This is a genomic window from Olsenella sp. kh2p3 (assembly GCA_900119625.1).
Taxonomy (GTDB): domain Bacteria; phylum Actinomycetota; class Coriobacteriia; order Coriobacteriales; family Atopobiaceae; genus Tractidigestivibacter.
This window is the reverse complement of the sequence record FPKD01000005.1, coordinates 40,881-66,924: the sequence shown is the minus strand read 5'-3', so window position 1 is coordinate 66,924 and position 26,044 is coordinate 40,881. Positions and strand designations below refer to the sequence as shown.

The 26,044-nt window shown below is 64.1% G+C and carries 18 protein-coding genes; 7 read left to right on the top strand and 11 right to left on the bottom strand.

Annotated features, from left to right (window positions below; genetic code table 11):
* Nucleotides 1-100: 100 nt before the first annotated feature.
* From BT122_RS06955 to BT122_RS06935, 5 genes are all read right to left on the bottom strand, one after another.
* Nucleotides 101-658, bottom strand: coding sequence for a hypothetical protein (locus BT122_RS06955; protein WP_072355248.1), 558 nt, complete (start codon nt 656-658; stop codon nt 101-103).
* Nucleotides 655-1,917, bottom strand: a complete 1,263-nt coding sequence (gene pepT, locus BT122_RS06950) for a peptidase T (protein WP_072355247.1) — start codon at nt 1,915-1,917, stop codon at nt 655-657. Before pepT ends, BT122_RS06955 begins: the two co-directional genes overlap by 4 nt.
* A 70-nt stretch (nt 1,918-1,987) precedes the next feature.
* Nucleotides 1,988-2,824, bottom strand: coding sequence for a Cof-type HAD-IIB family hydrolase (locus tag BT122_RS06945; RefSeq protein WP_072355246.1), 837 nt, complete (start codon nt 2,822-2,824; stop codon nt 1,988-1,990).
* 269 nt (nt 2,825-3,093) lie between these two features.
* A complete protein-coding gene (locus BT122_RS06940) occupies nt 3,094-7,782 on the bottom strand; it encodes a 2-hydroxyacyl-CoA dehydratase (RefSeq protein ID WP_072355245.1) in 4,689 nt (1,562 codons plus the stop codon).
* Nucleotides 7,782-8,504, bottom strand: a complete 723-nt coding sequence (locus BT122_RS06935) for a TetR/AcrR family transcriptional regulator (protein ID WP_072355244.1) — start codon at nt 8,502-8,504, stop codon at nt 7,782-7,784. Before BT122_RS06935 ends, BT122_RS06940 begins: the two co-directional genes overlap by 1 nt.
* Nucleotides 8,505-9,415: 911 nt before the next feature.
* Between BT122_RS06935 and BT122_RS06930 the strand changes: the two genes are divergently transcribed.
* Entirely contained in the window at nt 9,416-10,624 is a 1,209-nt protein-coding gene (locus tag BT122_RS06930; RefSeq protein ID WP_177242205.1) for a hypothetical protein, read from the top strand.
* A 51-nt stretch (nt 10,625-10,675) separates the two neighbouring features.
* Here BT122_RS06930 and BT122_RS06925 read toward each other — a convergent pair whose 3' ends face one another.
* Nucleotides 10,676-11,773, bottom strand: coding sequence for a putative NPN-dependent ornithine cyclodeaminase (locus tag BT122_RS06925; RefSeq protein WP_072355242.1), 1,098 nt, complete (start codon nt 11,771-11,773; stop codon nt 10,676-10,678).
* A 164-nt stretch (nt 11,774-11,937) separates the two neighbouring features.
* Here BT122_RS06925 and BT122_RS06915 point away from each other — a divergent pair, with 164 nt between their 5' ends.
* Nucleotides 11,938-12,546 (top strand): DUF2200 family protein, encoded by a 609-nt coding sequence (locus tag BT122_RS06915; RefSeq protein WP_286130334.1) that lies wholly within the window; start codon nt 11,938-11,940, stop codon nt 12,544-12,546.
* Between the two features lie 74 nt (nt 12,547-12,620).
* On the opposite strand, the gene BT122_RS06910 is transcribed toward BT122_RS06915, so the two are convergent.
* The 4 genes from BT122_RS06910 to BT122_RS06895 form a co-directional block, all read right to left on the bottom strand.
* Entirely contained in the window at nt 12,621-12,983 is a 363-nt protein-coding gene (locus BT122_RS06910; protein ID WP_072355332.1) for an arsenate reductase family protein, read from the bottom strand.
* An 89-nt stretch (nt 12,984-13,072) separates the two neighbouring features.
* Nucleotides 13,073-14,668, bottom strand: a complete 1,596-nt coding sequence (locus BT122_RS10730; RefSeq protein WP_083432370.1) for a Wadjet anti-phage system protein JetD domain-containing protein — start codon at nt 14,666-14,668, stop codon at nt 13,073-13,075.
* 565 nt (nt 14,669-15,233) lie between these two features.
* Complete coding sequence (locus BT122_RS06900; RefSeq protein WP_059055081.1) at nt 15,234-17,738, bottom strand: phosphoketolase; 2,505 nt, start codon at nt 17,736-17,738, stop codon at nt 15,234-15,236.
* A 722-nt stretch (nt 17,739-18,460) separates the two neighbouring features.
* A complete protein-coding gene (locus BT122_RS06895; RefSeq protein ID WP_072355241.1) occupies nt 18,461-19,483 on the bottom strand; it encodes a LacI family DNA-binding transcriptional regulator in 1,023 nt (340 codons plus the stop codon).
* A 233-nt stretch (nt 19,484-19,716) separates the two neighbouring features.
* On the opposite strand from BT122_RS06895, the gene BT122_RS06890 reads away from it, so the two are divergent.
* The 3 genes from BT122_RS06890 (at nt 19,717) to BT122_RS06880 (ending at nt 21,151) form a co-directional block, all read left to right on the top strand.
* The gene (locus BT122_RS06890) at nt 19,717-20,367 is read left to right on the top strand and encodes a hypothetical protein (RefSeq protein WP_072355240.1); all 651 of its coding nucleotides are present in this window, start codon (nt 19,717-19,719) and stop codon (nt 20,365-20,367) included.
* A 200-nt stretch (nt 20,368-20,567) separates the two neighbouring features.
* Complete coding sequence (locus BT122_RS06885; RefSeq protein WP_072355239.1) at nt 20,568-20,840, top strand: type II toxin-antitoxin system prevent-host-death family antitoxin; 273 nt, start codon at nt 20,568-20,570, stop codon at nt 20,838-20,840.
* Nucleotides 20,837-21,151, top strand: coding sequence for a type II toxin-antitoxin system RelE/ParE family toxin (locus BT122_RS06880; protein ID WP_072355238.1), 315 nt, complete (start codon nt 20,837-20,839; stop codon nt 21,149-21,151). The genes BT122_RS06885 and BT122_RS06880 overlap by 4 nt, the downstream gene beginning before the upstream one ends.
* A 175-nt stretch (nt 21,152-21,326) precedes the next feature.
* On the opposite strand, the gene BT122_RS06875 is transcribed toward BT122_RS06880, so the two are convergent.
* A complete protein-coding gene (locus BT122_RS06875; RefSeq protein WP_083432368.1) occupies nt 21,327-23,768 on the bottom strand; it encodes a glycoside hydrolase family 3 N-terminal domain-containing protein in 2,442 nt (813 codons plus the stop codon).
* A gap of 214 nt (nt 23,769-23,982) precedes the next feature.
* Between BT122_RS06875 and BT122_RS06870 the strand changes: the two genes are divergently transcribed.
* Complete coding sequence (locus BT122_RS06870) at nt 23,983-24,702, top strand: LytR/AlgR family response regulator transcription factor (protein WP_072355237.1); 720 nt, start codon at nt 23,983-23,985, stop codon at nt 24,700-24,702.
* Complete coding sequence (locus BT122_RS06865) at nt 24,699-26,003, top strand: ATP-binding protein (RefSeq protein WP_072355236.1); 1,305 nt, start codon at nt 24,699-24,701, stop codon at nt 26,001-26,003. The genes BT122_RS06870 and BT122_RS06865 overlap by 4 nt, the downstream gene beginning before the upstream one ends.
* The last annotated feature ends 41 nt before the right edge of the window (nt 26,004-26,044 follow it).

Sequence of the window (26,044 nt, the reverse complement as noted above, 5' to 3'; positions counted from 1 at the left end):
CTACCATCATAGGGGTGCCCAACGGCACGCAACGCGAGAGTTGTCAGGAACAGGCAAGCCCCATGCAAGCGGAGCCAGGGGGCGCCGAGAAGGCCCACGCCTAGCGCCGCTGTGGCATGCCTCCAACCAGCGCGTCGTCGCGGTCGATGTGGACGAGGATGTGCTCAAGGTCCAGCACTCCCGGAAGCCTCACCGGCCGCTCCCCCGCCGAGATGACCTCGAGGCTTCTGAAACCCGTCCCACACCGAACGCCGCGCCACTCCATGCGCTCGATCTTGTCGTACCTAATCGTCCGCACGGAGCCAAGATACGGCCTCACGTCCATGAAGTCGTCGTAGAGCGAGACACGATAGCGCCTCATGAGCGCCCACAGCACGAAGAGCACGATCACGAAGGCCGAGAAGAACGGCACCACCACATCCGCGCTGGAATCGAAGCCGCCCATGTCGCAGAGCCAACCGAGCATGAGCCCGATGGCCCCCATGAGCAGCATCGCGAACGCAAACGAGCGCGAGAGCGCCGAGGAGATGACGTAGGTGTCGTGGTGGCTGTGGTGCCGCTCCGAGATGCCCACGCTGCCCGCCCACTCGACGAGACAGGCAAGCACGGGCAGCACGGCAGCCGCCACCGAGAAGAGATCTGCCACCTCGGGGCTCATCGGGCCGCCTGCTGGCTGGCCGTCTGCGGCACGGCGAACTTGGCGACAAGGTTCTGCAGGATGTCGACCGTGGTCTCGAGCGAGGACACGGGGATGAACTCGCGCACCGAGTGCGCGTTGTAGCCACCGGTAGCGATATTGGGGCACGGAAGGCCACGAAGCGAGAGCTGCGAGCCGTCGGTGCCGCCGCGCACGGCGACGACGCTGGGCTCCACGCCGGCCTCGCGGTTTGCGGCAAGCGCATTGTCGATGAGGAAGGGGCACTCGCCAAACGCCTCGGCCATGTTGCGGTACTGCTCGTGCAGCGTCACGGTGACGGTCCCCTCGCCATAGCGCTTGTTCAGGAACTCCGCGATGTCGCAGAGCGTCTGCTGACGCTGCGAGAACTTCTCGGCATCGTGGTCGCGCACGATGTAGGAGAGCGTGAGCTCCGAGGCCGTGCCGCGAATCAGCGTGGGATGATAGAAGCCCTCGCGGCCGCTCGTGTGCTCGGGCCTCTCGGCTGCGGGCACCAGCTGGTCGAACTCGGCGGCGACGGTGATGGCGTTCACCATGACATCCTTTGCCGAACCGGGGTGCACCATCACGCCACGCACGCGCACCAGGGCCTCGGCGGCGTTGAACGTCTCGTAGTTGAACTCGCCCAGTGCCTCGCCGTCGACCGTGTAGCCCCAGGCCGCGCCGAGCTTCTCGAGGTCGAGAAGGGAAGCCCCGTGGCCAATCTCCTCGTCGGGAACAAAGGCCAGCTTGAGGGTGGGATGCGGAATGCTCGGATCCTTGAGGAGACGGGCAGCAAGCGCGCATATCTCGGCGACGCCGGCCTTGTCGTCCGCGCCCAGGAGCGTCGATCCGTCCGGACACACGATGTCCTGGCCCACGAAGCCCGCGAGATCCGGCACCTGCTCGGGCGTGGTCTCGACGGCCTGGCCGTCCACCACGCCAGCCACAAGGTTTCCGCCCTCGTAGTGCACCACGTGCGGGCGCACGCCCAGCGAGGGGGCGTCAGCCGTGGTGTCGAGGTGCGAGCACAGGCAGAGGGCGGGCAGGCCCTCGGCGCCAGCGGAGGCGGGGACGGTCCCCAGGACGTAGGCGTGCTCGTCCACGCTCACGTCCACGCAACCCATGGCCGTGAGCTCGTCTGCCAGGAGGCGCGCCATGCCGTGCTCCAGAGGACTCGAGGGCACCTCCTCCTCGTTGTCCGGGTCGGAGGGGGAATCAACCTGCACGTAGCGCAGGAAGCGCTCGAGAACGTCGCTCATGCGGTCTTCCTTTCGGATTGCCGTGTGGTGGCCCGCCGCGTGCGGGCCGTTTTGCTCACCAGCCGAAAGTCTACACCCTTGCGGAGAGGGGCGCTCCCTCCCTCATGAGGTAGCGCGCCACCCCGGAGTCCTCGCAGCTTGTGGTTGTGTGGTCGGCTGCCGCGCGGCACTCGGGGAAGGCGTTTGCCATGGCCACGCCGTCGCCAGCCACCCGAAGCATGGGGATGTCGTTCGACGAGTCGCCAAAGGCAATGACGTCTTTGGGCGAGACGCCCAGGTAGTCGCAGAGCCACGTGAGACCCGCGCCCTTGTCGGCACCAACTTGGGTCGTCTCGAGGTTGCACGAGAAGGACGAGGCGAGCGTGAGCTGGGGCCGCGCCTCTATTGCGCGGCGCACGGCAAGGCAGTCCTGCTCCGTGAGATAGAAGATGTTCACGCGATAGATGCTGTGGACCGAATCGATCATCTCGTCCGTACTCTGGTTACAGCGGACGCGCACTCTCCTGAGCATCGCCCGCGTGCCTTCGGGGATGTCCATCTCGTCGATGATGTGCCAGCGGTCGCGTGCCGTGAAGACGCCATTGTCGGCAAAGAGGTCGAAGGTTATCTCAAGTCCCTCAATCTGGTGCCAAAGGTCATGCAGAAGCGCGCGATCCATGGTGACCTCACGCAGGTTGCGGTTCTCGCGCAGGTCGCGGACGATTGCCCCGTTGCAGCACACGGCATAGCGCACGCTGGGGTGGTGTACCAGCTCGTCCGGAAGGCCGGTGTAGTTGCGGCCGGTGCACGGCACAAACTGGATGCCACGCTCGTACGCAAGGTCGAGCGCCTTGCGGTTGAGCGGCGTGATGGTCTTCTCGGGCGTAAGGAAGGTATCGTCCATATCGACAAAGACGAGCTTGAGCACGGTGCGATGTCTCCTCTCGGTTGTGGGCCTCACCGATTATGCCGCTCCCGCGGAATTATTTTGCCGGGCAACGGGATTCCATTGCCAGGCAACGGAATCCCGTTCCGGGGGCTGGGCGAGAATAGCGCTACACATTCGGCACGCGAACTTGTATCGACCTGTGCGGGATACAGGTACGGGCCCGATTGTGTGGCGCCGCTCGATAGGCTCAAGCGCCCCGCGCGAGAAAAAACGCGGGCGACGGAATGCCCGCCGCCCGCGCTGCCCCCCTACTTGATCACGCCAGCGCGGCGCTTTGCGTCCTCGATCTGGGCGAGCTGCTCGTCCGAGAGGTGGATCGCCGGCACGCCGTGGCCCACGCCGCCCTCGTTCACGATGGAGTCGTGGTGGTAGCGCGACTCATCCACGTAGGGCGCCACGGCGTCGTTCACCGTTGGGTCGTTGGGGTTCTCCAGGCGGAACCCGCGCCCGTGGTCGTTGCGGTAGTTCTCCTTGGCCACGCTGATCATGAGCTTGATGCGGTTGAGCTGGTTCACCTCGGACGCGCCGGGGTCGTAGTCCACGGCCACGATGTTGCTCTCGGGGTGCATCTGGCGCAGACGCTTGATCACGGACTTGCCGACCACGTGGTTGGGCAGGCAGGCGAAGGGCTGCGCGCACACGATGTTGGGAGTGCCGTGCTCGATGAGGTCGACCATCTCGGCCGTGAGGAGCCATCCCTCGCCCATGGTGTTGCAGAGCGAGAGGACCTGCTCGGCCTTGTCGGCAAGCTCGAAGATGTCCTCGTAGGGCTCGAAGCGCGAGGACTGCGCGAGCATGCGGTCCATGGGCTTGCGGGCGGCCTCGATGAGCTTGATGCCCGCCATGTGCGTGAGGCGCTTGGACGCCTTGGAGCCAAGCTCACCCTTCATGTTGATGGGGCTCGTGAGGCCAAAGAGGAAGAAGTCGACAAGCCCGGGCACGTTGGCCTCGCAGCCCTCCGCCTCGATGACCTTGACCAGCTGGTTGTTGGCCGTGGGGTGGAACTTGACGAGAATCTCGCCCACCACGCCAACGCGCGGCTTGGAGCGGTCGTTCACCAGCGGGATCTGGTCGAAGGCCGTGATGGTCTCCTGGCAGATCTCCTCGAAGCTGCGCTTGTTGAGCGTGTGCACGGCCGCCTTCATGCGGGCCATGTACTTGTCGTGCAGCGCGTCGACCGAGCCCTTCTCGGCCTCGTACGGACGCGTGCGGTAGACGCACTGCATCATGAGGTCGCCGTAGAGCAGGATGTAGATCGCCTTGGTGAGAAGGGCCGGATCCTTGATGGACCAGCCGGGGTTGTCCTCGTCCAGCCCCGTGGCCATATTGATCGAGATCACGGGGATGTTGGGGTGGCCGCTCTCGCGCAGGGCCTTGCGGATGAGGGCGATGTAGTTGGTGGCTCGGCAGCCGCCGCCCGTCTGGGAGATGAGGACGGCCGTGTGCGAGAGGTCGTACTTGCCGCTCTCGATGGCCTCCATGATCTGCCCCACCGTGAGGATGGAGGGGTAGCAGATGTCGTTGTTCACGTACTTCAGGCCGGCGTCCACGGCGCCCTGGTCGACGGAGGGGAGAAGCACCAGGTTGTAGCCGTAGTCACGAAGGACCGCCTCGGCCAGCTCGAAGTGCACGGGGCTCATCTGCGGCGCAAGGATGGTGTAGTGCGCGTCCTGCATCTCCTTGGTGTAGCGCACCTTCTGGAAGGCCGCGCTCTTGGCCTCGCGGTAGACGGGCGTGCGGCGCGAGAGGTCGGTCTTGCGGGCGCGCTCGAGCGAGCCGTCGGCCAGGTGCACGCCCACGGGCTCGACCTCCTTGGCCTCGCCCTCGGCGGTCTTCTCCTCGAGCTGCTCCTTCTGCTCCTTCAGGGCCGCCATCAACGAGCGGATGCGGATGCGGGCGGCGCCCAGGTTGGAGACCTGGTCGATCTTGAGCACCGTGTAAATCTTGCCGGATGCCTCGAGAATCTCCTGGACCTGGTCGGTGGTGAGGGCGTCCAGGCCGCAGCCAAACGAGAAGAGCTGGATGAGGTCGAGGTCGTTGCGGGTGGCCACAAAGCGAGCGGCGCGGTAGAGGCGGCTGTGGAACATCCACTGGTCAACCACGCGGATGGGGCGCTCGGGGCTCATCTTGTGCGACACCGAGTCCTCGGTGAGAACCGCGAAGCCAAACGAGTGCACCAGCTCGGGGATGGCGTGGTTGATCTCGGGGTCGTTGTGGTAGGGGCGCCCCGCCAGCACGATGCCGTGGGCGTTGTGCTCCTCCATCCAGGCCAGGGCCTCGTCGCCTGCGCGGTGCATGGCGTTCTTGAAGTCGATGTCGGCCTGCCAGGCAACGTTCACGGCCTCGTCGACCTCGGCGCGCGTGATGTGCGGACCGCGGAAGCGTCCCTTGCCCTTGGCGGCGTCCTGCTCGCGCTGGACCGAGATGAGCTCGTACAGCCGGCGCTTGAGCTCGCGCTTGTCGTCATACGGCACGAAGGGCGCCAGGTACTCCACGCTGGGATCCGAGAGCTCGTCAACGTTCAGGCCCAGCGCCTGCGGGTAGCTCATCACGATCGGGCAGTTGTAGTGGTTGGTGGCGGTGTCGTCCTCCTTGCGCTCCCAGCGGATGCAGGGCATCCAGATGAAGTCCGGGTCCTTGGCAAGGAGGTTCATGATGTGACCGTGGCTCAGCTTTGCCGGGTAGCAGGCGGACTCGGAGGGCATGGACTCGATGCCGGCGTCGTAGGTCTTCGAGGACGTCTGGTCAGAGATCATCACCGAGAAGCCCAGCTTGGTGAAGAACGCGTGCCAGAAGGGGTAGTTCTCGTACATGTTGAGCGCGCGGGGGATGCCCACCGTTCCGCGCGGCGCCGTCTCGGCGTCCAGGCAGGGACGATCGAACAGCAGCTTGTTCTTGAACTCGAAGAGGTTGGGGGCGTCGTTTTTGGTCTTGCCCGAGCGACCGGCGCCCTTCTCGCAGCGGTTACCCGTGATGAAGCGGTGGCCGCCGCCAAAGTCGTTGATCGTGAGCAGGCAGTTGTTGGCGCAGCGCCCGCAGTGGACGTTGGTGTGCTTGACCTTGAGGTTGTCGATGTCCTCGCGCGAGAGGACCGTCGAGGTTCCCGTGGCGCCCGCGCGGTCGCGGGCGAGAAGCGCCGCGCCGTAGGCGCCCATGCAGCCGGCGATGTCGGGACGGATGACCTGGCGGCCGGTGAGCAGCTCGAAGGCGCGCAGGGTGGCGTCGCTCATGAAGGTGCCGCCCTGGACCACGCAGTACGTGCCAATCTCGTCAAAGTCACGCAGCTTGATTACCTTGAAGAGGGCGTTCTTGATCACGGAGTACGAGAGGCCCGCGGCCACGTCGCCGATGGTCGCGCCCTCCTTCTGCGCCTGCTTGACGCGGGAGTTCATGAAGACGGTGCAGCGGCTGCCCAGGTCCACGGGGGCCTTTGCGGTCACGGCGACCTTCGCGAACTCCTGGACGGTCATGTCCATGGACTTGGCGAAGCTCTCGATGAACGACCCGCAGCCCGAGGAGCAGGCCTCGTTGAGCATGATGTGCTCGATGACGCCGTTGCGCACCTGGAGGCACTTCATGTCCTGGCCGCCGATGTCGAGAATGAACTCGACGCCGGGGACGAAGGCCTTCGCACCGCGCAGGTGGGCGACGGTCTCGATCTCGCCGGAGTCCGCGCGCAGGGCCTCGATGAGGATGCCCTCGCCGTAGCCCGTGGTAGTCACGTGGCCGATGGTCGTGCCCTCGGGCATGGCGTCGTAGATGCCGTCCATGATGTGGCGCGCGGTGCCCAGGACGTCGCCGTTGTTGTTGCCGTACCAGGTGTAGAGAAGCTCGCCGTCCTCGCCCACCACGGCGCACTTCATGGTGGTGGAGCCGGCGTCGATGCCGATGAAGACGCGGCCGCGGTGGCTGGCCAGGTCGCCCTTGGGCACGACCTCCTTGTTGTGGCGCTCCTTGAACTCCTTGTAGTCCTCCTCGGTGGCAAAGAGCGGGTCCAGGCGCTGGACCTCGGAGCCCTGGACGTCCCTCAGCTGCTCGAGCGAGTGGATGACCTCGGCAAAGGACACGCGCTTCTCGGACTCGCCCGCCAGCGCGGCGCCGGTGGCCACGAAGAGGTGCGCGTTAGTGGGAACCACGCGGTGCTCCTCGTCGAGGTCGAGCGTTATGTAGAAGCGGCGGCGCAGCTCGGAGAGGTACTGGAGGGGCCCGCCGAGGAAGGCCACGTAGCCCTTGATGGGGTGGCCGCATGCCAGGCCCGAGACGGTCTGCGTGACCACGGCCTGGAAGATCGAGGCGGCCACATCCTCGGGGCGGGCGCCCTCGTTGAGCAGCGGCTGGACGTCGGACTTGGCAAAGACGCCGCAGCGGCTGGCGATGGGGTGGATCTGTGTGGCGCCCTTGGCCAGCTCGTTCAGGCCCATGGCGTCGGTCTTGAGCAGGGTTGCCATCTGGTCGATGAAGGCGCCCGTGCCACCGGCACAGGTGCCGTTCATGCGCTGCTCAATGCCGTTGTCGAAGTAGATGATCTTGGCGTCCTCGCCGCCAAGCTCGATGGCGACGTCGGTCTGGGGGATGAGGGTCTCCACGGCGCGCTTGGAGGCGATGACCTCCTGGACAAACTCGAGGTCGAGCCACTTGGCAAGCAGCATGCCACCGGAGCCGGTGATCGAGACGCGCATGGGGACGTTGCCCACCACGCGCTGGGCGCCCGCGAAGAGCTCCTTGGCCGTGGCGCGGATGTCGGTGTGGTGGCGCTCGTAGTTGGCGTAGACCAGGTTCCCCGAGGCGTCGATGACGGCAAGCTTGACCGTGGTCGAGCCCACGTCGATGCCCAGGCGCAGGTCGGCGCCGGTGAAGTCCTGCGGCGTTGCGGGGTAGAGCTCCGCGCCGTTCTCGGTGAGCTCGAGCGGCTCGGCAGTTGCGTTGTTCTCGGTCATCAGTTGTTGTCCTCCTCGTCGGGAAGCATGACTGCCAGCGCAAAGCTGGGTAGGTCGAGCTCTATGGGGCTGTCGTACAGGTCGCCGGGGCGCACGAACATGAGGGCGGTCATGATGCGTGCCATGGTGCGCACGCTCTCGCGCATGCCGCCCTCGAGCCAGCGCAGGAGCACGCCGACCTCGGCAGATATCGCAAAGGTGAGGTAGTAGTCAAAGAAGGCGCCCACGGCGCGCAGGTCGATGCCGTCGAGCGCGCGGCCGGCCACGACCTCGTGGACCATGGAGCGGATGCGCTGCGAGAAGGCCGGGTCGCCGCCCTCGCCCAGAAGCGGACGCAGGTACGAGCCGCGCTCCTTGAAGTAGGAGAGAATCTCCTGCGAGCCCGGGCAGGGCTCCTGGTGGTTGATGGCATCCGCGAGCTCGTCGAGGTGCACCTGGGAGAGCTGCGCCACGAGGGGGCGAAGCTCCGTGACCGTTTCCTTCTCGATGCAGTTCACGAGGTCCGGGATGTCCTTGTAGTGCGAGTAGAACGTGCGACGTGTGACTCCGGCGCGGCTGGTCACGGCAGTCACCGTGACGCGGGAAAGGTCGCCCGTGGCGGCTATCTCCTCCGCGAGCGCGTCCCGGAGCGCGAGGCGCGTGCGACGCGTGCGACGGTCCGTGACCTGCGGGGTGTCCTCTGCGCTTGCGGCCGGCGCGGCGACGCTGACGGTTTGGCTCAAGCCCTGGCCCCCATTTCTTCACACAGTGAGTACTATTTCACGCCTTGTGAAGTATTGCACAGTGTGAGTAGTTATTTCTCGGCGTGCTTGTCATGGCACGAGTGTCACACGCGCTCCACAATGGGTAGACGCACTGTCGAAGGCACCGCTGTTGAAGACCATGTCACTGGTCCGTGTCTGGTTCCGACACCATTCCTGGCACCGGGGGCATCTCGTTGTTACCGGCACGTGGCGTTCATCACGTCTCATCTGCGGAAATGTCCAAGCACCGAGACGGGCCGGTAACAACGGGTCCGGCCGCAAGGCCCTTGTTACCGGCACGACAAGCAATCCGAGCATTTCCCCAGTTGCCAGCCGCCAGGTCAATTGTGCCGGTAACAAGCTTCCGAGTTACCGGCTGCCAGAATACCCCTTGTTACCGGCCCGTCATGCAGCGCGCACATTTGACCAGTTGACAGCCACAGCCACCAACGAGCCGGTAACAACGGCTGGAGCGCGTGGGAGGGCTGCGCGCGGGGAGGGCCGGGCGCACGGTCGAGCCGGGGCGCCAATGAAGCGAGGTCGCGGCCGAGCCACTGAAGAAAGCAGTTGAAACTTTTGTATACATTTTTGCACGCGAGCAGAGCCTGCCATTCCTGACAGATTTTGGTCAGAACCTCGAATGATTCTTGTCAGAAAACTACCTGCGGCATGCGGCAGCACAATCAGATCACTCGAAAAAGAGAGGAAACCAAGGTTTTTGGGCCCGCGCGAGCATAAATAACCCGGCGAGAATGCGGTAAAGCGCGACCCAAGGTGACATGAGGTGACAATGCATATTCTCAGCGTAATATTCATTGATTATTAGTGCTTCTCGGCTGCCGCTCCTCTGTAAACTACTCGCCACCAATCGACTGGGGGGCGGGTGAACCATGCAGCTGTCGCTTAACAAACAATCTGCGCTTCAAGCAATCAGGGCAATCAGATGCGGAAAGGCACCGCAGGTCAATCGGGCTATCAACTACATGGCAAGAGTCTCTCTCCGCTCACCCCAGCGCCCGGATGGCAAGAAGCGCTGGTCACCAGCAACCGCCCACCTTGACTGGTTGGGCCTACCCCAGCCAAGCCAGCGAGCGCCACTTCACGTTGCCGTCCCGACTGATGCCAATCGCATCCGTGCGAGGTTCTTCTCGTCCACCATCTACTCGGCGGGACTTCCTGATGACGCATTCCTGGACATTGGCCACGGAATCCAAATCGCATCGCCCGAGCTGCTGTTTGTCGAGCTCGCAACCGTGATGATTCCGCAGGTGCTGGTTCTTCTCGGCTACGAGCTCACCGGAAAATACTCGCGTGACGCAGGCGCCCCAAGGCTCGGCCCGATCACCTACGGGGTGTCGCCGCTTACGACTGTCGAGAAAATCGAGAACTTCATAGCGCGATGTCACGGCATTCCAGGACTCTGCGCTGCAAGGGAATGCATAAAGTATGTATCAGACAATTCGTGGTCGCCCACGGAATCGCTCATTGCTGCCATGGCAGCCCTTCCAATTGAGAACCTGGGATACGGCCTTGGCAGGCTCACCCTGAACGAGCGGTCAGACGCAGGTGGCGGCCACGCCATATGCCACGAGAAGGGGTCGCGAGTGCCGGACATGCTGGTACCAAAGACGCCCGTTGGCATCAACTATGAAGGCGGCGGCCACCTTGAACTGGACCGCATTGTCGCAGCCGCCACTGTGGCGGCCGAGAATCCCGGCAGCGTGCTTTTCCAGGATGAGGTCGCTCACGAGAAAAACCAGGTTCGCGAGAAGTACGTCGACGACTTGCGCCGGACGCGAGAGCTTGCGTCGCGAGGCTTGGTCATCGTCAATGCCACGATGGAAGACCTGTTCGTCCGCTATGGCCTCGACACCCTCATGCAACAGGTCATTCGCGCTGCCGAGCGTTTCTCTGACCGGGATTTCTCCCTGTGCTGGAAAGCGTTCGACTCCCCCGCCGTCTGTGACAGGCGACAACTCCTGATCTGGGCACTGCTCGACTGGAAGCCTGGCGTCGAGTACATGCGGCAATTCATGGCGCAGGAGTACTCGGCGCCGCGCCAGGCAATCGGGGACCACACCGTCGAGATTGTGCTCTAGGCGACCGCAGCCCGAGCGACCGCATCCGAGCGACCGCAGCCCGCGCAGCCGCTAGATCACGCCAAGGCCCTTGGCCACGATGAAGATGAAGTCCTGCACGTTGGTGACGATCGTCTTGGCCGAGAGACTCCCGCGGTCGTGCAGCTTGTTGACGACAAACTCCGAAGCGTCGACGGCATAGATGTAGACCGGCCGCACGGTTCCGTCATCATTGACGTGGTAGCTGGGCGTAATGTTGCCGGTCGCGATCGTGTGCAGCATCGTGGCCATGCAGATCACGGTCGTGGCCTTGCGCGCGAGCACCCGAATCTGGTGCTGGGACTCGTACACGTCCGCGATGGTCTCGGGCAGCGGTCCGTCGTCGCGAATCGACCCCGCGAGCAGGAAGGGAACGTTCTTCTTCACGCATGCGTACATGATGCCGTCGCGCAGGTCGTAGTCATCCACAAACTGCGCGATGGAGCCAGACCGTCGCACGCGGTTGATGGTGTCCAGGTGGTTGTAGTGCCCATTTGGCATGCTCTGCTGCGTGCGGATGTCCTGGCCAAGCGCCGTGTGGAACATGGCGCCCTCGAGGTCATGCGTGGCCAGCGCATTGCCGCCTGAGAGCGCGTGGACGTAGCCCTCCTCCACCAGTCGCTGCATGGCGTGGCGAGAGTCCGCGTCGAACGCAAACGCCGGTCCCATCACCCATTCGATGAACCCGTGATCGCGTTCGTACCTCAGCAGCTCGATAAGGTCGTCGTAGTCGCGGGTGTAGGCGGTTTCGCGGCTTCGGCCCTGGCGGAAGGAGAACTTCTCGCCATTGGATGCGGAGGGGTCCTCGAAACCGTCCGCGTGGACGTAGATTCCCTCGGAGCCGTCCTCGCTGCGTCCCAGCGCAACCAGCTCCCCCTGCTTGAGGTGACGGCCCGTGACCACATGGAGGGTGCCGTCGGCCCGGAGAACGATACAGGCATCCATGCGAGAAGAGGCGGCCAGCTTCCAGCTGCCATCAATCTTGAAGTATTCCGGGTACATTGACGTGCTATGGAAGCCCTCGGGTATCACGCCATCCTGCTCGACGGTAGCCCACCTCACGTTTGGCGCGTCGTCCAAGCCGAGCGCGGAGAAATCGGGGTGGTGATAGACCGGCAGCTCAAACGCCATGGTTGCTCCTATCTTCTCGTCGATGAGCCGGAAGATAGCACGCCCTGACCTGCCCAATGGCAACATGCAGCGTCTAGCAACAAACTTGACCCAACGGAATGGCGTGGCGAAACATGGCGCCGCTCTATGCGATACTTCTCGCGATACCGCTGAGAGGAGCAGGCATGAAGAGCTACAGCTTTCCCGCGACCATTGAGAAGGTCGAGGGCATCGACGGCGCGTTTGTGCAGGTACCGCTCGACCTGCCGAGGGTGTTCGGTGCGGGGCGCATCAAGGTGCATGCAACTTTTGATGGCGTGCCCTACGACGGCAGCGTGGTTGCCTTCAAGCGGGACGACGGCGGGCGCGACTACGTGCTGGGCATCCGCAAGGACATGCGTGCGGCCATTGGCAAAGGGCCCGGAGAGAGCGTGGACGTCACTCTCGTCTGCGCACAGGTGGACGGGCCGGCCAAGCGCTACGTGGACCTTCTCGCCGCCAAGGTCGAGCGCAAGGGCAGGAGCCGAGAGGAGCTGGCGTCCGTTATCGAGTGGTTTCTCGGCTACGCGCCCGAGGACCTTACCGACGAGCGCCTGGGGGCGGTGAGCTTTGCCGACTGGCTTGAGGACGCCCCGGCGTACAACCCGGCGGCCGCGCTGGTGAGCGGCAAGGTCTGCGGCGTTGACGTGGCGCAGGTGGAGGACCCCACCATGCACCGGGTGCGCGTGCTGGACAAGCTGGTGGACGAGCTGGCAAAGGGACGTCCGCTCGAGAAGATCCTGCGCCGCGCGTGATGGGATTTTTCTCCCCGGTAACGGGATTCCATTCCCCGGCAACGGGATTCCGTTGCCGGGGAATGGAATCCCGCCTACAGGAGGCGATCAGACCACTCGGGCTCCTTGAAGCCAACGAGCACGAAGTCCTCCCCCACGACCAGCGGCCGCTTGACCAGCATGCCGTTGGTGGCGAGAAGGTCGAAGGCCTCTGCGTCGCTCATCCCCGCGTCCAGCTGCGCCTTGACGCCCAGCTGTCGGTAGAGCTGCCCGCTGGTGTTGAAGAAGCGCCGCACGGGGAGGCCGGAGCGAGCCTGCCACTCCGCAAGCTCGGCGGCAGTGGGGTTCTCCTCCACGATGTGGCGGTCTGCGTACGCAACGCCGTGCTCGTCCAGCCACTTCTTGGCACGCTTGCAGGTCGAGCACTTGGGATACTCAATGAAGAGCAGCTTGGGCATGGTGTTCTCCTCGTCTGTTGACTGCGGGGCAATCCCGCGCGACCCCACCATGAGACAAAGGGAAACTCCCCTTGTCTCATTACGGGTCGCTACAGGTCGCGGCGGGTGAGGATCTCCTGCGGGATGAGTCGGCAGCCCTCCACCACGCTGCGCGCGTACGCGGCGGCCTCCTCGGTGAGGCCCTCGCACATAAGCGACATGTCCGGCATACCAAGGTTCACCTGGCAGGTCTGCTCGTTGTCAGACGGATCCGGATAGCGTTCCATCGCCTTGTCAATCATGAGCTGGTAGGCAGGGGTGAAAGGTGCAAAGGGGTAGTTCTCGCCCAGCACGTCGCGTAGGCGCGCCATGATGTCGATGCCCGCACGGTCGATGTCGCCCCAGTAGAGGACCTCGACGGAATCCGCGCCAAGGGTGTCAAGAAGCAGCGCAAGACGGTTGTGCTCGAGAATGGGCGTACCCCCGCCAAGCACCACGGCATGGATGCGCTCGCCCAAAATGGTGTTGCGGCCCTCCTCGTACATGAGGTCGTGCACGTCGAGCCAGGGGTCGAGGTTCTCGGTCACCAGCACGCGCATGTGCTTCCTGCGGCGCGGCGCGTGGTAGAGAAGGTCCGGCTTGGGCATGGGCCGGTGGCGGATGACGTCCTCCATGCCCATCGCGCGCAGCAGCTTGTGGCCGTCGGAGCCGTACTCGAAGAACTTCTCGTCCCCACCCATCTGGTAGGCGAGCTGGCGACGGGTGATGTCGCCCGGCAGCGCGCCGTTTACCAGCGCGTTGTTGATGGCGGTGAGCTGGCGCTCGAAGAGCGTGTAGGCGCCGGGATGGCTGAGCAGCCAGCCGTTCATCCAAAAGCGCTGGTCGAGTTCGAGGATCTTCGCGCGGACCTCGGTCTCGGCCGGGCCGCCGCGACGCACGTAGGGGACCTCGGAAAGCTGCAGGGGATGAGAGGGACCGCCCTTCCCCACCCGACGGAAGCGTCCGCGCTGGGTGCGCGTGGCGCCGGTGCGGGCGGGCTTCTCGGCGGGCTTCTCGGCGGGTGCCTGAGGCGCGGGGTCCGCAGGGACCTTGGTTGGTTCGGCGGGCTCTTCCTCGGGAGCGGACGCCACAGGGGCAGACACGGCTGCCGGCTGTTCAGCGACCTCCCCCGCGACGGGCGAGGCTTCTGGCGAGAAGTCCTTCTCAGCAGGCTCCGCCATTGGCTCCACGGGAGCCTGCTTCCTCCTGTGTCGCCGCGGCTTTCTCCTCTCGGGGGCAGGCTCGGCGGCCGCTTCCGTCGCCTCCGCGGCAGGCGCCGGCTCCGTCTCCGCAGGGGCATCCGTGTCCGGCGCAGGCGCGACCTCGGCATCGGCCTCGGCATCAGTCGCCTGGTCAGCTGCCTCGGGCTTCTCGGCAACGTCCTCTACCTGCGCAGGAACGCGCAGCGTGTAGATGCCATCCTGCCCCTCCACGGGGTCGAGCGCCTCTGAGCGCACGGCCGCAGTCAGCGCCGCCTGGGCTTCCTTGCCGTACCTCCCCACGATCCGCGAGATATCCTCGTCGGTCACCACGTCACCGCGCACGCGGACGAGGGCGCTTGCCACCGAAGCCGCCTTGTTCTTCTGGGAAGGCTCCAGAACTTGGCAGAGAGCCTCCCTCAGATAATCAAGGTTCATGCGTTCAACATCGGTCAGTTTTCGCGCCATGCAGGGTTCCTTTCATGCGGACATGCAAGAAGGATACGGCAACGGCGAGAAAAGCCCAGCATCGCTGCTCGCAATCTTGCATAACTACACGTGAAGTTACGCTTGCTTTGAATGACATGAAGCGGACGGCGAGCAGTGCTTGCGCGAACGGCGCATTGCACTCGTTATTACCGGCTCGTCGCGCTTCCCGGCAGAATCCTGCAGAAACGCAGACGGAATTCCACGTGCCGGTAACAAGAGGCCAGCGTTCCCTCTCGTTCTTTCCGGCTCGGCGAGAAGCTCCAGCATTCCCCCTGTTGGCAACCAAAACACGAATCGTGCCGGTAACAAGCGAGACGTTCTTCCCCGTGCTGTTACCGGCCCATCGAGCTTCTCGGCCAAATCCTGCAGAAACGCAGAGGGAATCCCATGGGCCGGTAACAACGCGCTCCTGTCCCCATGACACCCTGGCGTCAACGGTTCCGCATACAGGCCCCGCATACAGGCCCCCGCATACAGCAAAGCGGCCTCGCAGCCCAAACGGGTACGAGGCCGCCCAAAGCAACGGAGGCTATCGCCCTACCGGCTACTCGTTGTCGCCGCCGGTGGCCTTAGTGGCGCTGATCGCCGCGGCGGTGTCCTTGGCGTCGTGCCACACCCAGTCGGTGAAGGCGGGGTGATCGTAGCCGTTGTCGACGGCAAACTGGAAGGCGTCCTGGCGGAACTGCTCCCACTCGGCAATCTGGTCGGCCCACTTCTCGGCGTCCAGGATGCGCAGCGCGTCGGCAGCGAGCGCCCAGCGGTCCATGTGGTTCAGGCGCAGCATGTCGTACGGCGTGGTCGTGGAGCCCTGCTCCTCGTAGCCGTGGACGTGGAAGTTGTCGTGGTTCGGGCGGTCCCAGATGAGGCGGTGGACCGTGCCAGGATAGGCGTGGAAGGCAAAGAGCACGGGCTTGTCGGCCGTGAAGAGCGCCGTGAACTGCTCGTCAGAGAGGGCCTCGTCGTTCTCGGAGGCGTTCTGAATCTTGAGCAGCTCAACCACGTTGACCAGGCGGCACTTCACGCCCAGCTTGTCGAGAAGCTCGAGGGCGGCCATGGTCTCCTGCGTGGGAACGTCGCCGCAGCAGCCGAGGACGATGTCGGGCTCCTCACCGTCGGCGGTGTTGGACGCCCACTTCCACTCGGCGGCGCCGGCCGAAAGCTCCTCGCGGGCCTCGTCAAGCGTGACCCACGTTGGGGCGGGCTGCTTGCCGGCGAAGACCGCGTTCACGCAGTTGGTGGACGTGTAGCAGCGCTCGGCCACAGCCAGCAGCAGGTTGGCGTCGGCGGGGTAGTAGATGTTCACCACGTGGTCGTTGTTGAACGTCTTGTTGAGAAGCACGTCGACAAAGCCGGGGTCCTGGTGCGAGAAGCCATTGTGGTCCTGGCGCCAGACGTGGCTGGAGAGCAGCATGTTGAGGCCGGAGATGGGCTTGCGCCAAGGGATCTCGCGCACGGTGGCCTCAAGCCACTTGCAGTGCTGGTTGACCATCGAGTCGACGATGTGCACGAACGACTCGTAGCTGGACCACAGGCCGTGGCGACCGGTGAGGATGTAGCCCTCGAGAAGGCCCTCGCACTGGTGCTCGGACAGCTGCTCGATGACGTTGCCCACGGGCGAGAGGTGCTCGTCGTTTGCGGGGTCGTCGTTGAGGTCGCCGTTGAACCACTGCTTGTCCGTCACCTGGTAGCTGGGCTGCAGGCGGTTGGAGGCCGTCTCGTCAGGGCCAAAGATGCGGAACTTGTCGCGGTTGTTATTGATGAGCTCGGCGGTGTACTCGCCCAGCACGCGCGTGGCCTCGGTGGCGCCAAAACCGTGGCCACCGTTCTTGACGTCGATCTCGTACTTGGACGTCTCGGGGAGCTTGAGGTCCTCGAGGAGCTTGCCGCCGTTGGTGTTGGGGTTGGCACCCAGGCGCAGCTCGCCCTGGGGCATGAACTCGGTGACCTCGGGACGGATGGCGCCCTTCTCGTCAAAGAGGCCCTCGGGCTCGTATGACTCGAGCCAGCCCTTGAGGACCTCGAAGTGGGCCTCGGTGTCGCGGGCGGACGCCAGGGGCACCTGGTGCGCACGCCAGGAACCCTCGGTCTTCTTGCCGTCGATCTCCTTGGGGCAGGTCCAGCCCTTGGGGGTGCGGAAGATGATCATGGGGTAGAACGGGCGGGACGCCTCGCCGGCGGCCGCACGGCGCTTGATGTCGCAGATCTCGTCGAAGACTGCCTCGAGGAGCGTGGCAAAGCGACGGTGGATGGAGGCGTGGTCCTCCTCGTCAAAGCCGGCAACGAAGTTGTAGGGGTGGTAGCCCATGCCGCGGAAGAACTCGTCGCGCTCGCCGTCGGAGATGCGGGCAAGGATGGTGGGGTTGGCGATCTTGTAGCCGTTGAGGTGCAGGATCGGCAGGACGATGCCGTCCGTGAGCGGGTCCATGAACTTGTTCGTCTGCCAGCTGGTGGCAAGCGGGCCGGTCTCGGCCTCGCCGTCGCCCACCACGGCAACCGCGAGCATGCTGGGGTTGTCGAGAACGGCGCCGTAGGCGTGGGAGAGCACGTAGCCAAGCTCGCCGCCCTCGTGGATGGAGCCAGGGGTCTCGGGCGCGTAGTGGCTGGGGATGCCGCCGGGGTAAGAGAACTGGCGGAAGAACTTCTGGAGGCCGGCCTCGTCATCGGTGATGTCGGGACGGATCTCGCGGTAGGTGCCGTCGAGCAGGGACTGCGCGGTGCCGGCAGGTCCGCCGTGGCCGGGGCCCATGAGGAAGATGGCGTTCTGCTGGTGGTCGCGGATGAGGCGGTTCACGTGGCCAAAGAGGAAGTTCAGGCCGGGCGTGGTGCCCCAGTGACCAACGAGGCGGTGCTTGACGTCCTCACGGGTAAAGCCGTCGGGGCCGTCCTGGTTCTTGAAGTCCGCGCGCATGAGGGGGTTGGAGCGCAGATAGATCTGGCCAACGGACAGGTAGTTGGCGGCGCGCCAGTACTTGTCGACCCACGCGATCTCGTCCTCGCTCACCGGGCCGTTGAGCTTCTTCCAGGGAGTTCCCAACACAGGCTGAGCCATTCTCTCTCCTCTCACTGACGGGCACTTGACACCGCCACTTGAGCGGGCGTTTGGCACCGCTCGCCTACTTGTTTCGCATTGCTCACGGTTTGAGTGTAGTGGGTAAAACGTTTTATCAACACGAGAATGGATGAGGATTCTCGACAGCGCCGCAAGTTCTGCACAATTGACGCCCAAAGCGTGGCTTTGTACGACGCCACTGCGGGAACTTCCCTTCCGGCGAAAAACGACGCCGATCGAACGTCTCATACGGAATCCCTGCGACAACGCACGTTCGAGCGCCAGAGCCGTGCCGGAGAGCTCCTTTTGTACGGAATTGTTGCGATAACTCGCCCTCGGGCGCGACGCAGTCCGCTGCGCAAACGAACCTGTCTGCCGCCCGCGCCACATCCACCATGCTCTTCGCGGAGTTTAGCTCCATTTCTTAAACGCCCCTCACGTTTCCCCAGTTGGCGCAAAACCGTTTTAAGAAATGGAGCTAAACTCTACCGAGAAGGGCGCGGCGGCCCCATGGCCCCAGGTCGGTACCAGGTTCCACGCCGCGCGACTTCCGGTTGGCAGCAGCTTAGGTTCAATCCCTTATACGTTGCCGCAGCAGGCGCAAATCTCTGACCTGCGGTTTATCAAACATCGAACCGCTGGATACTTGGGGGTATCGAGAAAAACGGTAGCCCAACCGTCAATTCGTGCCAACGGACCACACCACGCGCCGCCCGACGCCCCTACAACGCCCGCACGCTGTCCTTCTCGACTAGCCGCGGAGTGAGCATGCGCTCGACCGGCGCCGCAACGTCTGCGTCCTCGGCGTGCTCCCCTACCCGTGCGAGCATCATCTGCACCGCGACCTCGGAGATTGCCGGCACGTTCTGCTCGATGGAGGTGAGCGCCGGCTCGAAGAGCGAGTCTGCGGCGCTGTTGTCGTAGCTCACCACCGAAAGGTCGCCCGGCACGCGAAGGCCGCGCTCGTACACACGCTTGAGCAGCCCCAGCGCAATGTTGTCGCTGCTCGCAAATGCTGCCGTGGCGTTCGTGGCGAGAAGCCCCTCGGCCGCCTGCCAGGCGTCGGGGATGTAGTAGTCGCTCTCAAAGACCAGCGCGGGATCAAACGCAATGCCATGTTCGTCCAACGCACGGCGATAGCCCGCGAGGCGCAACCGGCCGGTATTGGAATCTGGATTGATGATGCATGCCACGCGTCGGTGGCCGTGGCGCAGCAGGTGGTCCGTGGCCAGGTAGCCGCCAAGCTCGTTGTCGTAGCGCACACGGTCACAGCTCACGCCATCAATAAAACGGTCAACCATCACAAGCGGAACGGGCAGCTGTGTAAGGTCATCTATCAGCTCCTTATCGGTGGTGAACTCGTCCGAGACCACAAGGAAGATGCCATCCACTCCGCGGTTCACCAGCAGGCGGACCAGCTCGGCGTCGCTCTCGGAGGAACCAACGGAGTTGGTGATGAGCAGCAGGTATCCCCTCTCGCGGCAGAGAATCTCGAGGTTGTTGGCAAGCGAGGCAAAGTAGCGGCTCTGGATGTTGGGCACGACCAGCCCAAACGAGCGCGACTGCTGCATCACGAGGCTGCGGGCGATCTGGTTGGGGATGTAGTGCTTGCGGCGCGCGACCTCCTTGATACGACGTCGGTTCTCCTCGCTCACGCGACACGGTCGGTTGTTGAGAACGAGAGACACCGAGGCAGGCGAAAGCCCCACCTCGCGCGCGATGTCCTTGAGCGTCACCTTTGCCATGTCGCCTCTCCGTAGTGTTTGCAAATCCCACAAGCCCCGCATCGACAATAACGCGTCGCTCATGCTCAGTGCGAGACTAGCTCCCAATTTTGGGAGATAAGCTCGCAAATTTGGGAGCTAGACCATCTGGCGGATACGCGGCACGCCCCGCGATGAGACAAAGGGAGTGTCCCTTTGTCTCATCGCGGGGCTACACTGTTGCCTGCAGTAACCCCACGTCATCCGGAGGCCCCATGGACTTCAACCCCATCACCATCGCGCTCATTGCCATCGCGGCCGCCTACTTCATCGTCGAGCAGGTCATGCGCAGCACGCGCCTCAACAAGTTCGCCCTGCTCCTGCGCGACGGCCGCTGCGACGAGGCGCTCGACCTTCTCGACAAGCCCAGCTCCAAGTGGCTCTACCCCCCGTTCAACAGGGAGTACATGAAGCTCAACGCCTACCTCGTGAAGGACGACGTCGAGGGCGCCTCCCGCCAGCTCGACGCCCTTCTCACCATGCGCTCGTCCAAGAACCAGCGCAGCGAGGCCGTGGTGAAGGCCTACCGCTTCTACATGGAGCACGAGCGCTACAAGGACGCAAAGCCGCTGCTCGAGGAGATCGAGAAGACGGCCGAGAAGCCCGTGGCCGAGGAGTCGCGCCTCATGTGGGAGATCTTCGCCGAGAACGACACGAGCCACATCGCCGAGATGGAGCAGCAGTATGGGGAGGCCAAGGGGCCGCAGCAGCGCATGCGGCTCGCGCTGCTCATCGCCACCCAGTACGAGAACGCCCACGACAAGGCCAAGGTCGCCGAGTGGCGTAACAAGGCCAACGACGCCGCAGAAGAATTGCAGGACATGGCGCGCCGTGCGGCAAACGGCAAGGAGAGAGGGAGCAAGTAGTAGGGGTACCTGCGCACGGAATCCCGCCTCCCTCTCGTTCTTTATCGGAATCCGAGAAAAGCGATTCGCACGACCTGGGCAAACGTCGGCCTCAATTCTCAAAAACCGCTAAAGAACGAGGGTGTTGTCCGCAGACAGCCTGCTTAGGCATCAATTGCTACAATAGAAGAAATTTCTTCTATAGCAGTGGGGTGAGAGCCATGCCAAGGATTGTCCCCGTGAGCGACTTTCGCGCAGACATCAAGTCCGTCTCCCAGTTCACCGACGAGGGCGAAGTCGTTGTCCTCACGCAAAACGGACGCCCCAAGTGGGCGATGGTTGACTATGACACATGGAACGCTGCGGCAAGCGCACAGGAGCGGTCATTCTCGCAAGCCATTCGAGAGACCGAACAACGCGAGGCGGCAGGGAATCTCACCCTCCTGAGCGCGAAGGAGGCTCGCGCTGCTCTCAAGGCGAGGCGATTGTCGTGAGGTGCCAGGAATACCTGCTCACCGACGATGCCGTGAGAGACCTCGGCAAACTCGAGGACTACGTGCTCACCTACCAAGACGAGCCCTTTGTCGAGCACCTTGAGGACGAGTTCTTCTCCACCTTTGAGCGCCTGCTCCAAGAGCCGGAGCAGCACCCCGTCTACCAGTTCGAGCCACCGAAGCCCGTGCTTCACGAGTACAGATCCGTCAACGTGTACAACTTCAAGGTGTTCTACTACGTTGACGGCGGGCGCGTCATCATCCATCGAATTAGGCACCTGCTCTCGGACTTCACACGGGGGACATGGTAGGCACCCTCTCCGTTCTTTAGCGGTATCCGTGAAAAGCGATTCTCGCGACCTGGGCAAACGCCGGCCCCGTTTCACAGATACCGATAAAGAACGGGGAGAGGGAACGGCGCCCCACCGGGATCGATGGGGCGCCGCGCTTTTCGTTGCTTGCTGGGTTCTGCCTGCCCGGGCGTTCCTACAGCTGAATCGAGACCGTCTGGGGCTCGGTGAGCGGAGCAACCTTCGCGTAGGTGGTCACGCGGTCGTCGTCGATGACGCCCTTCCAGTCGAGGCCAAAGCCAAAGTCGTAGGCGTTGCCCGCCGAATCGACATGGCACACCAGGTCGCGGGGCACGTCCTCGTCATTCGCCTCGACGGTGTCCATGTCCGCAGGCTGCTGCAGGGGCAGGAGGCCACTCGGCTCGACCTTGCCGCCAAGGATGTCGGCAAGCGGAAGGTCGGCAGCGCCAAAGTGCATCACGATGCCCTGGACCTTGTCCTCGAACTCGGAGAAGACCATGGGCGTGCTGGCGTTGATGACAACCACCACGGGCTTGCCGGCCATGAGCTCGACCGTGTTGAGGATGGAGTCCAAATCACTCTCGTTCTGGGCGGTCGTGGACCGGCCAAAGTACGCGCGGTTCTCCTGGCTGCCGTCAGCGAGCTTGTCGCCCGCAATCGAGGTCTTGCGCACGTTTGCTCCGTCTGCCGTGTAGGTACGGTACTGGAGCGTCTTGGGCACGTAGGTGTAGGAGCCGTCGCCGTTGGGGATGGCGCCGTCGCCCGTGGCAGGCGAGTCGACAAAGACGATCGCGAAGTCGCAGTCCGCAACCTGGTCGGCAGTGAGACGCGTGAGGTCAGACTCCTGGTAGGTGGGCTTCCCGTCCTGGTCAGCAGGGCCGGTGGGGTCGCCGATGGTGTCGCTCACGATGTCAAGGCAGTCCGCGACCTTGGTCGCTTCGATGGGAAGCTTCATCGTGGCGCCCGTCGCCGTGTTGCCCGTTGCACCGGCCGCCTGGGCGGGCGTGTACTTCACCGGCACGTAGACCTTGGGCTTCTGGGAGCGCTCGCAGATCACGTTGCCCTCGTTCTTGAGAAGGACGATGCACTTGTCGGCGGCGTCGCGCGCGGTCGTGGCAAGCTCGTCGCCCTCGAGCAGCTTGACCGCTGCCTTTGAGTCGGTGTAGGGGTTGTCGACCAGGCCGGGCTCGAAGTAGGTGACGAGGATGCGCCGCGCGGACTCGCGGATGCGCTCGTCTGCGCCGTCCTGCCCAAGCTCGCTCACGAGCATGTCGTAGGCCGCCTTGAGCGACTCGAGGTCAGAGCCGCCGCCAATCTGGTCGAGGCCGCAGTCGATGATCTTCTTGAAGCGCTCGGGCTTGGTGAGGCCAGTCACGCCCCAGGGGGTGGAGACAAAGCCGCCGGGGTCGTCCGTCACGCCCCAGTCCGAGCAGATCAGGCCGTCGTAGCCGCACTGGTCGCGCAGGATGCCAGTCTTGAACTTGGAGTATGCCGAGCCGACCAGCTCGCCGTACTCCTCGTCCTTCGAGTACGCGATGGAGTACGACGTCATGGCGCCGGAGGCCTGACCCGTGGAGTCGTCCAGCTTGAGGCCGCCGTCCAGGAAGTTCACGAGCGTCGCCTTGAAGTTGTCGCCGGGGTAGACGTTGAACTTGCCAAAGTCGCCGTGTGCCTCGCGGCCGGACTCGCCGGCGCCGTCACCCGGGAAGTGCTTCATCTGGGTGCCGACGGACTCCGCTCCCCAACCGGTGTCCTTGCCGTCGACGTACGTGGACTGCAGGCCATCGATGGTGGCACGCGTGAGGTCGCGCGAGAGAGCGGGGTCCTCGCCAAAGGCTCCGGTGATGCGGCTCCATCTGGGCTCGCCGCACATGTCGATCTGCGGCCCGAGCAGGCAGGTGACTCCCACGGCGCGGTAGCACTTGGAGATCTGGTCGGCGACGGACTTCGCAAGCTCAGGGTCGAAGCTCGCGGCCAGCGAGAGGTTCGTGGGGAACTTGCCGAAGTCTCGCGGGTTGGTCGAGAGGTTGAACGGGATGCTGTTGGGCTTGGCCTCGCAGTACGCCTGGCAGGCGTTGTTCCAGTCGGACTGCGACTTGCCGTCACCCTGGGTGGCAAAGCTCAGCGCCGTGCGAACGCCCAGGTCAAACTGATTGCTCACGGCCATTTCACCGCCGGCGGAGAGGTCCTTGGCCTCCTCGACCATGACGGAGGAGTGGAGCATGAGGGGAAGCTCGTCGTCGACCGAAAGCTCCTTAGCCCATGCGGCCGCGCGATCCTGGGGACTCTGGCGCCAGTCCTCAAAGAGGTCAAGCACGCCGTTGCCGTTGAGGTCCTTGAATGCATAGCCGTCGACTTGAATGATGCCCAGGCCAGACTCGGGGCTGTACGAGAGGGTCGCACCGCCGTACTGGGTGATCAGGTTGTAGCCGTCCTTCTCCTCCTCGCTCCACTTGGCCTTGGTACCGGAGTCGTCCGGCTTGATGGGGTACGAGTCTGCAGCCGGCAGCTTGCCGTCAGACGCCTCGCCAGAGGTCCCGCATGCCGCGAGCACCGTGGCCGAGGCCGCCGCCAAGGCAGACGAAAGAATGAAGTTCCTCCTGGTAGTTGTTGCCATGTTCCCTCCTCGTGTGCGTGCGGGTCCCACCCCGCAACCTTCCGAGGGTCATCCTCCCTCGCGTGGGACGGCACGTCTCGACCACGTCGCGACCAGTAGCCTTTTGGCTTCGAACGACACGGCGTTACTCGCCAGCGGCCACTTGTCGAGAAGGGCAGGCAGCCACTCTCGGCTCGTGTACCATCGGGTTTGTCGCACGTGAAGGGGGGCTTTGGTGTATCAGGTGCTGCTTCTTGAGGACTCGCCGGCTGCCGCGCAGTCGCTTCTCGCCCATGTGAGGCGCTACTCGCGCGAGCATGACGTGGAGCTTGCCGTTACCTGGCGGGACTCCGCCCGCTCGCTGGCGGAGCTTTCCGAGAAGGCCGACCTCATCCTCATGGACATCGAGATGCCTGGCCTTGACGGCATGGAGGCGGCGACGCTCATGCGAACCTTCGATGCCACCACGCCCATCATCTTTGTAACCAACCTCGCCCAGTTTGCAGTTCGCGGCTACGAGGTCGACGCGCTGGACTTCATGGTGAAGCCCGTGAGCTACGGGGCGTTCTGCATGCGCATGGACAAGGCGCTTCGCGTGATGGAGAGAAACGCCTCACGTTCCCTGGTGCTCAAGACCCAGGGCGGCATCACCGTGGTGAGGGTCTCGGAGATTGCCTACATCGACTCGCACGGCCATGACCTGCAGTTCCATCTAACCAACGGGCAGACGGCGGTCGAGCGGGGAACGCTCGCCTCGGTGGAGGAGAGGTTGCCCGCGATGCAGTTCGTGCGCGTCTCGAGGGGGACCATCGTCAACATGGCGCAGATCAAGCGGTTCAGATCCTCTGAGGTCGTGCTTCTCGACGGGACCACCTTCGCAGTAGGCCGCACCATGCGCACGTCTGTGGTCGAGAAGGTCAACGCGTTCTTTGGCACCCTGGGAGGGGCCAGATGAGCGGTATGACCGGGGCGGCAGGGGCAGCAGGCGTGATCGGGCCGCTCTGGCTTCTGCTGCAGATCGAGATCCCCGTCTTCCTTCTGGCAGACGCACTGCCAACGCGCAAGGTCCCCCTCCCCCTGCGCGTACTTGTCGTAGCCGCGCTTCTCTCGCCCGTCGCCCTGCACCTCATTGCGTCCTGGGGAGACGGGACGGTCGACGTTGCAGGCTACCTCCTCACCTTTGCCTCGCTCCTTTTGCTCTCGGCGGCTTCGGTGTGGGCGGTCTTCTCGACGTCTGTCTGGACTGCCTTCTTCTGCTCCTCTGCCGGCTACACCGCACAGGGGTTCGCCACCGGCGTGCAGGGGGTCCTCCGAGGCACGGCGCGGCTGACGCAGATTGAATCGCTCGCCGCCATTCCCGACGACCTGGTTCTTCTCGTCACGTACATTGGCTTCTACCTGCTGTTTGTTCGAAAAGTGCGCAGGAGTCGCCTCGAGCTTGTGGCAGACAGACGCATGCTTCCCGCCTTTGGAATGTGCATTCTTGCGGTGATCGGGCTGGACGTCCTGCTCAAGCAGCTTGGATCCCAGGGGATTGCAACTTCGACCGTTCTTGCGTTGCGCTGTGTCCACCTGGCCTTTTGCGCATTTCTCCTTGCCTTTGAGTACCGGTCTCTGGTTGGGTCTCGCCTTGAGATCGAAGCGGCGGTCGACCGTCACATCCTTGAGGAGCGCAGCAGGCAGTACGAGGAGAGCAGGCTCTCCATCGAGGCGGTCAACCGACGCATGCACGACATCGTCCGCAGCACCACCGAGGCCGCGCGGCAGATGGGCGCGCTCGACAATCCGCAGGTAAACGAACTGCTCGTGCAGATGGTGAGCGAGGTCAACCACTACGATGCCATCATCCGCACGGGCAACGAGGCGCTGGACACCGTGCTCACCGAGAAGAGCCTTGTCTGCGAGTCGAACGGGATGAGCCTCTCGCCCATCGCGGACGGCGAGGCGCTGGCGTTCCTGGGACCGGCCGAGATATACGTGCTGGTCGGCGGGGTGCTTGACCTTGTGATCGACCAGGTGCGCATGGTTGGCGACCCCTCGCAGCGCGACATCTCGTTCATCGTGAGGCGACGCGGGGACATGGTCACGATTTCGGCGCAGGGCTACGAGGCGGAGCAGATCGAGGACGAGAGGCGCGTCACGCGCCGCGAGTTGGACCGCCTTGCCAGGCGCGTGGTCGACGCGCACCGTGGGTCGGTCAGCTCCAGCACGGCGGGGGGCACCAGGCTCATCGTCGTCTCGATGCCAATCGACTAGGCCACCGCCTGGCGCTCCGCCCGCACCCCCGGGCGCCAAAC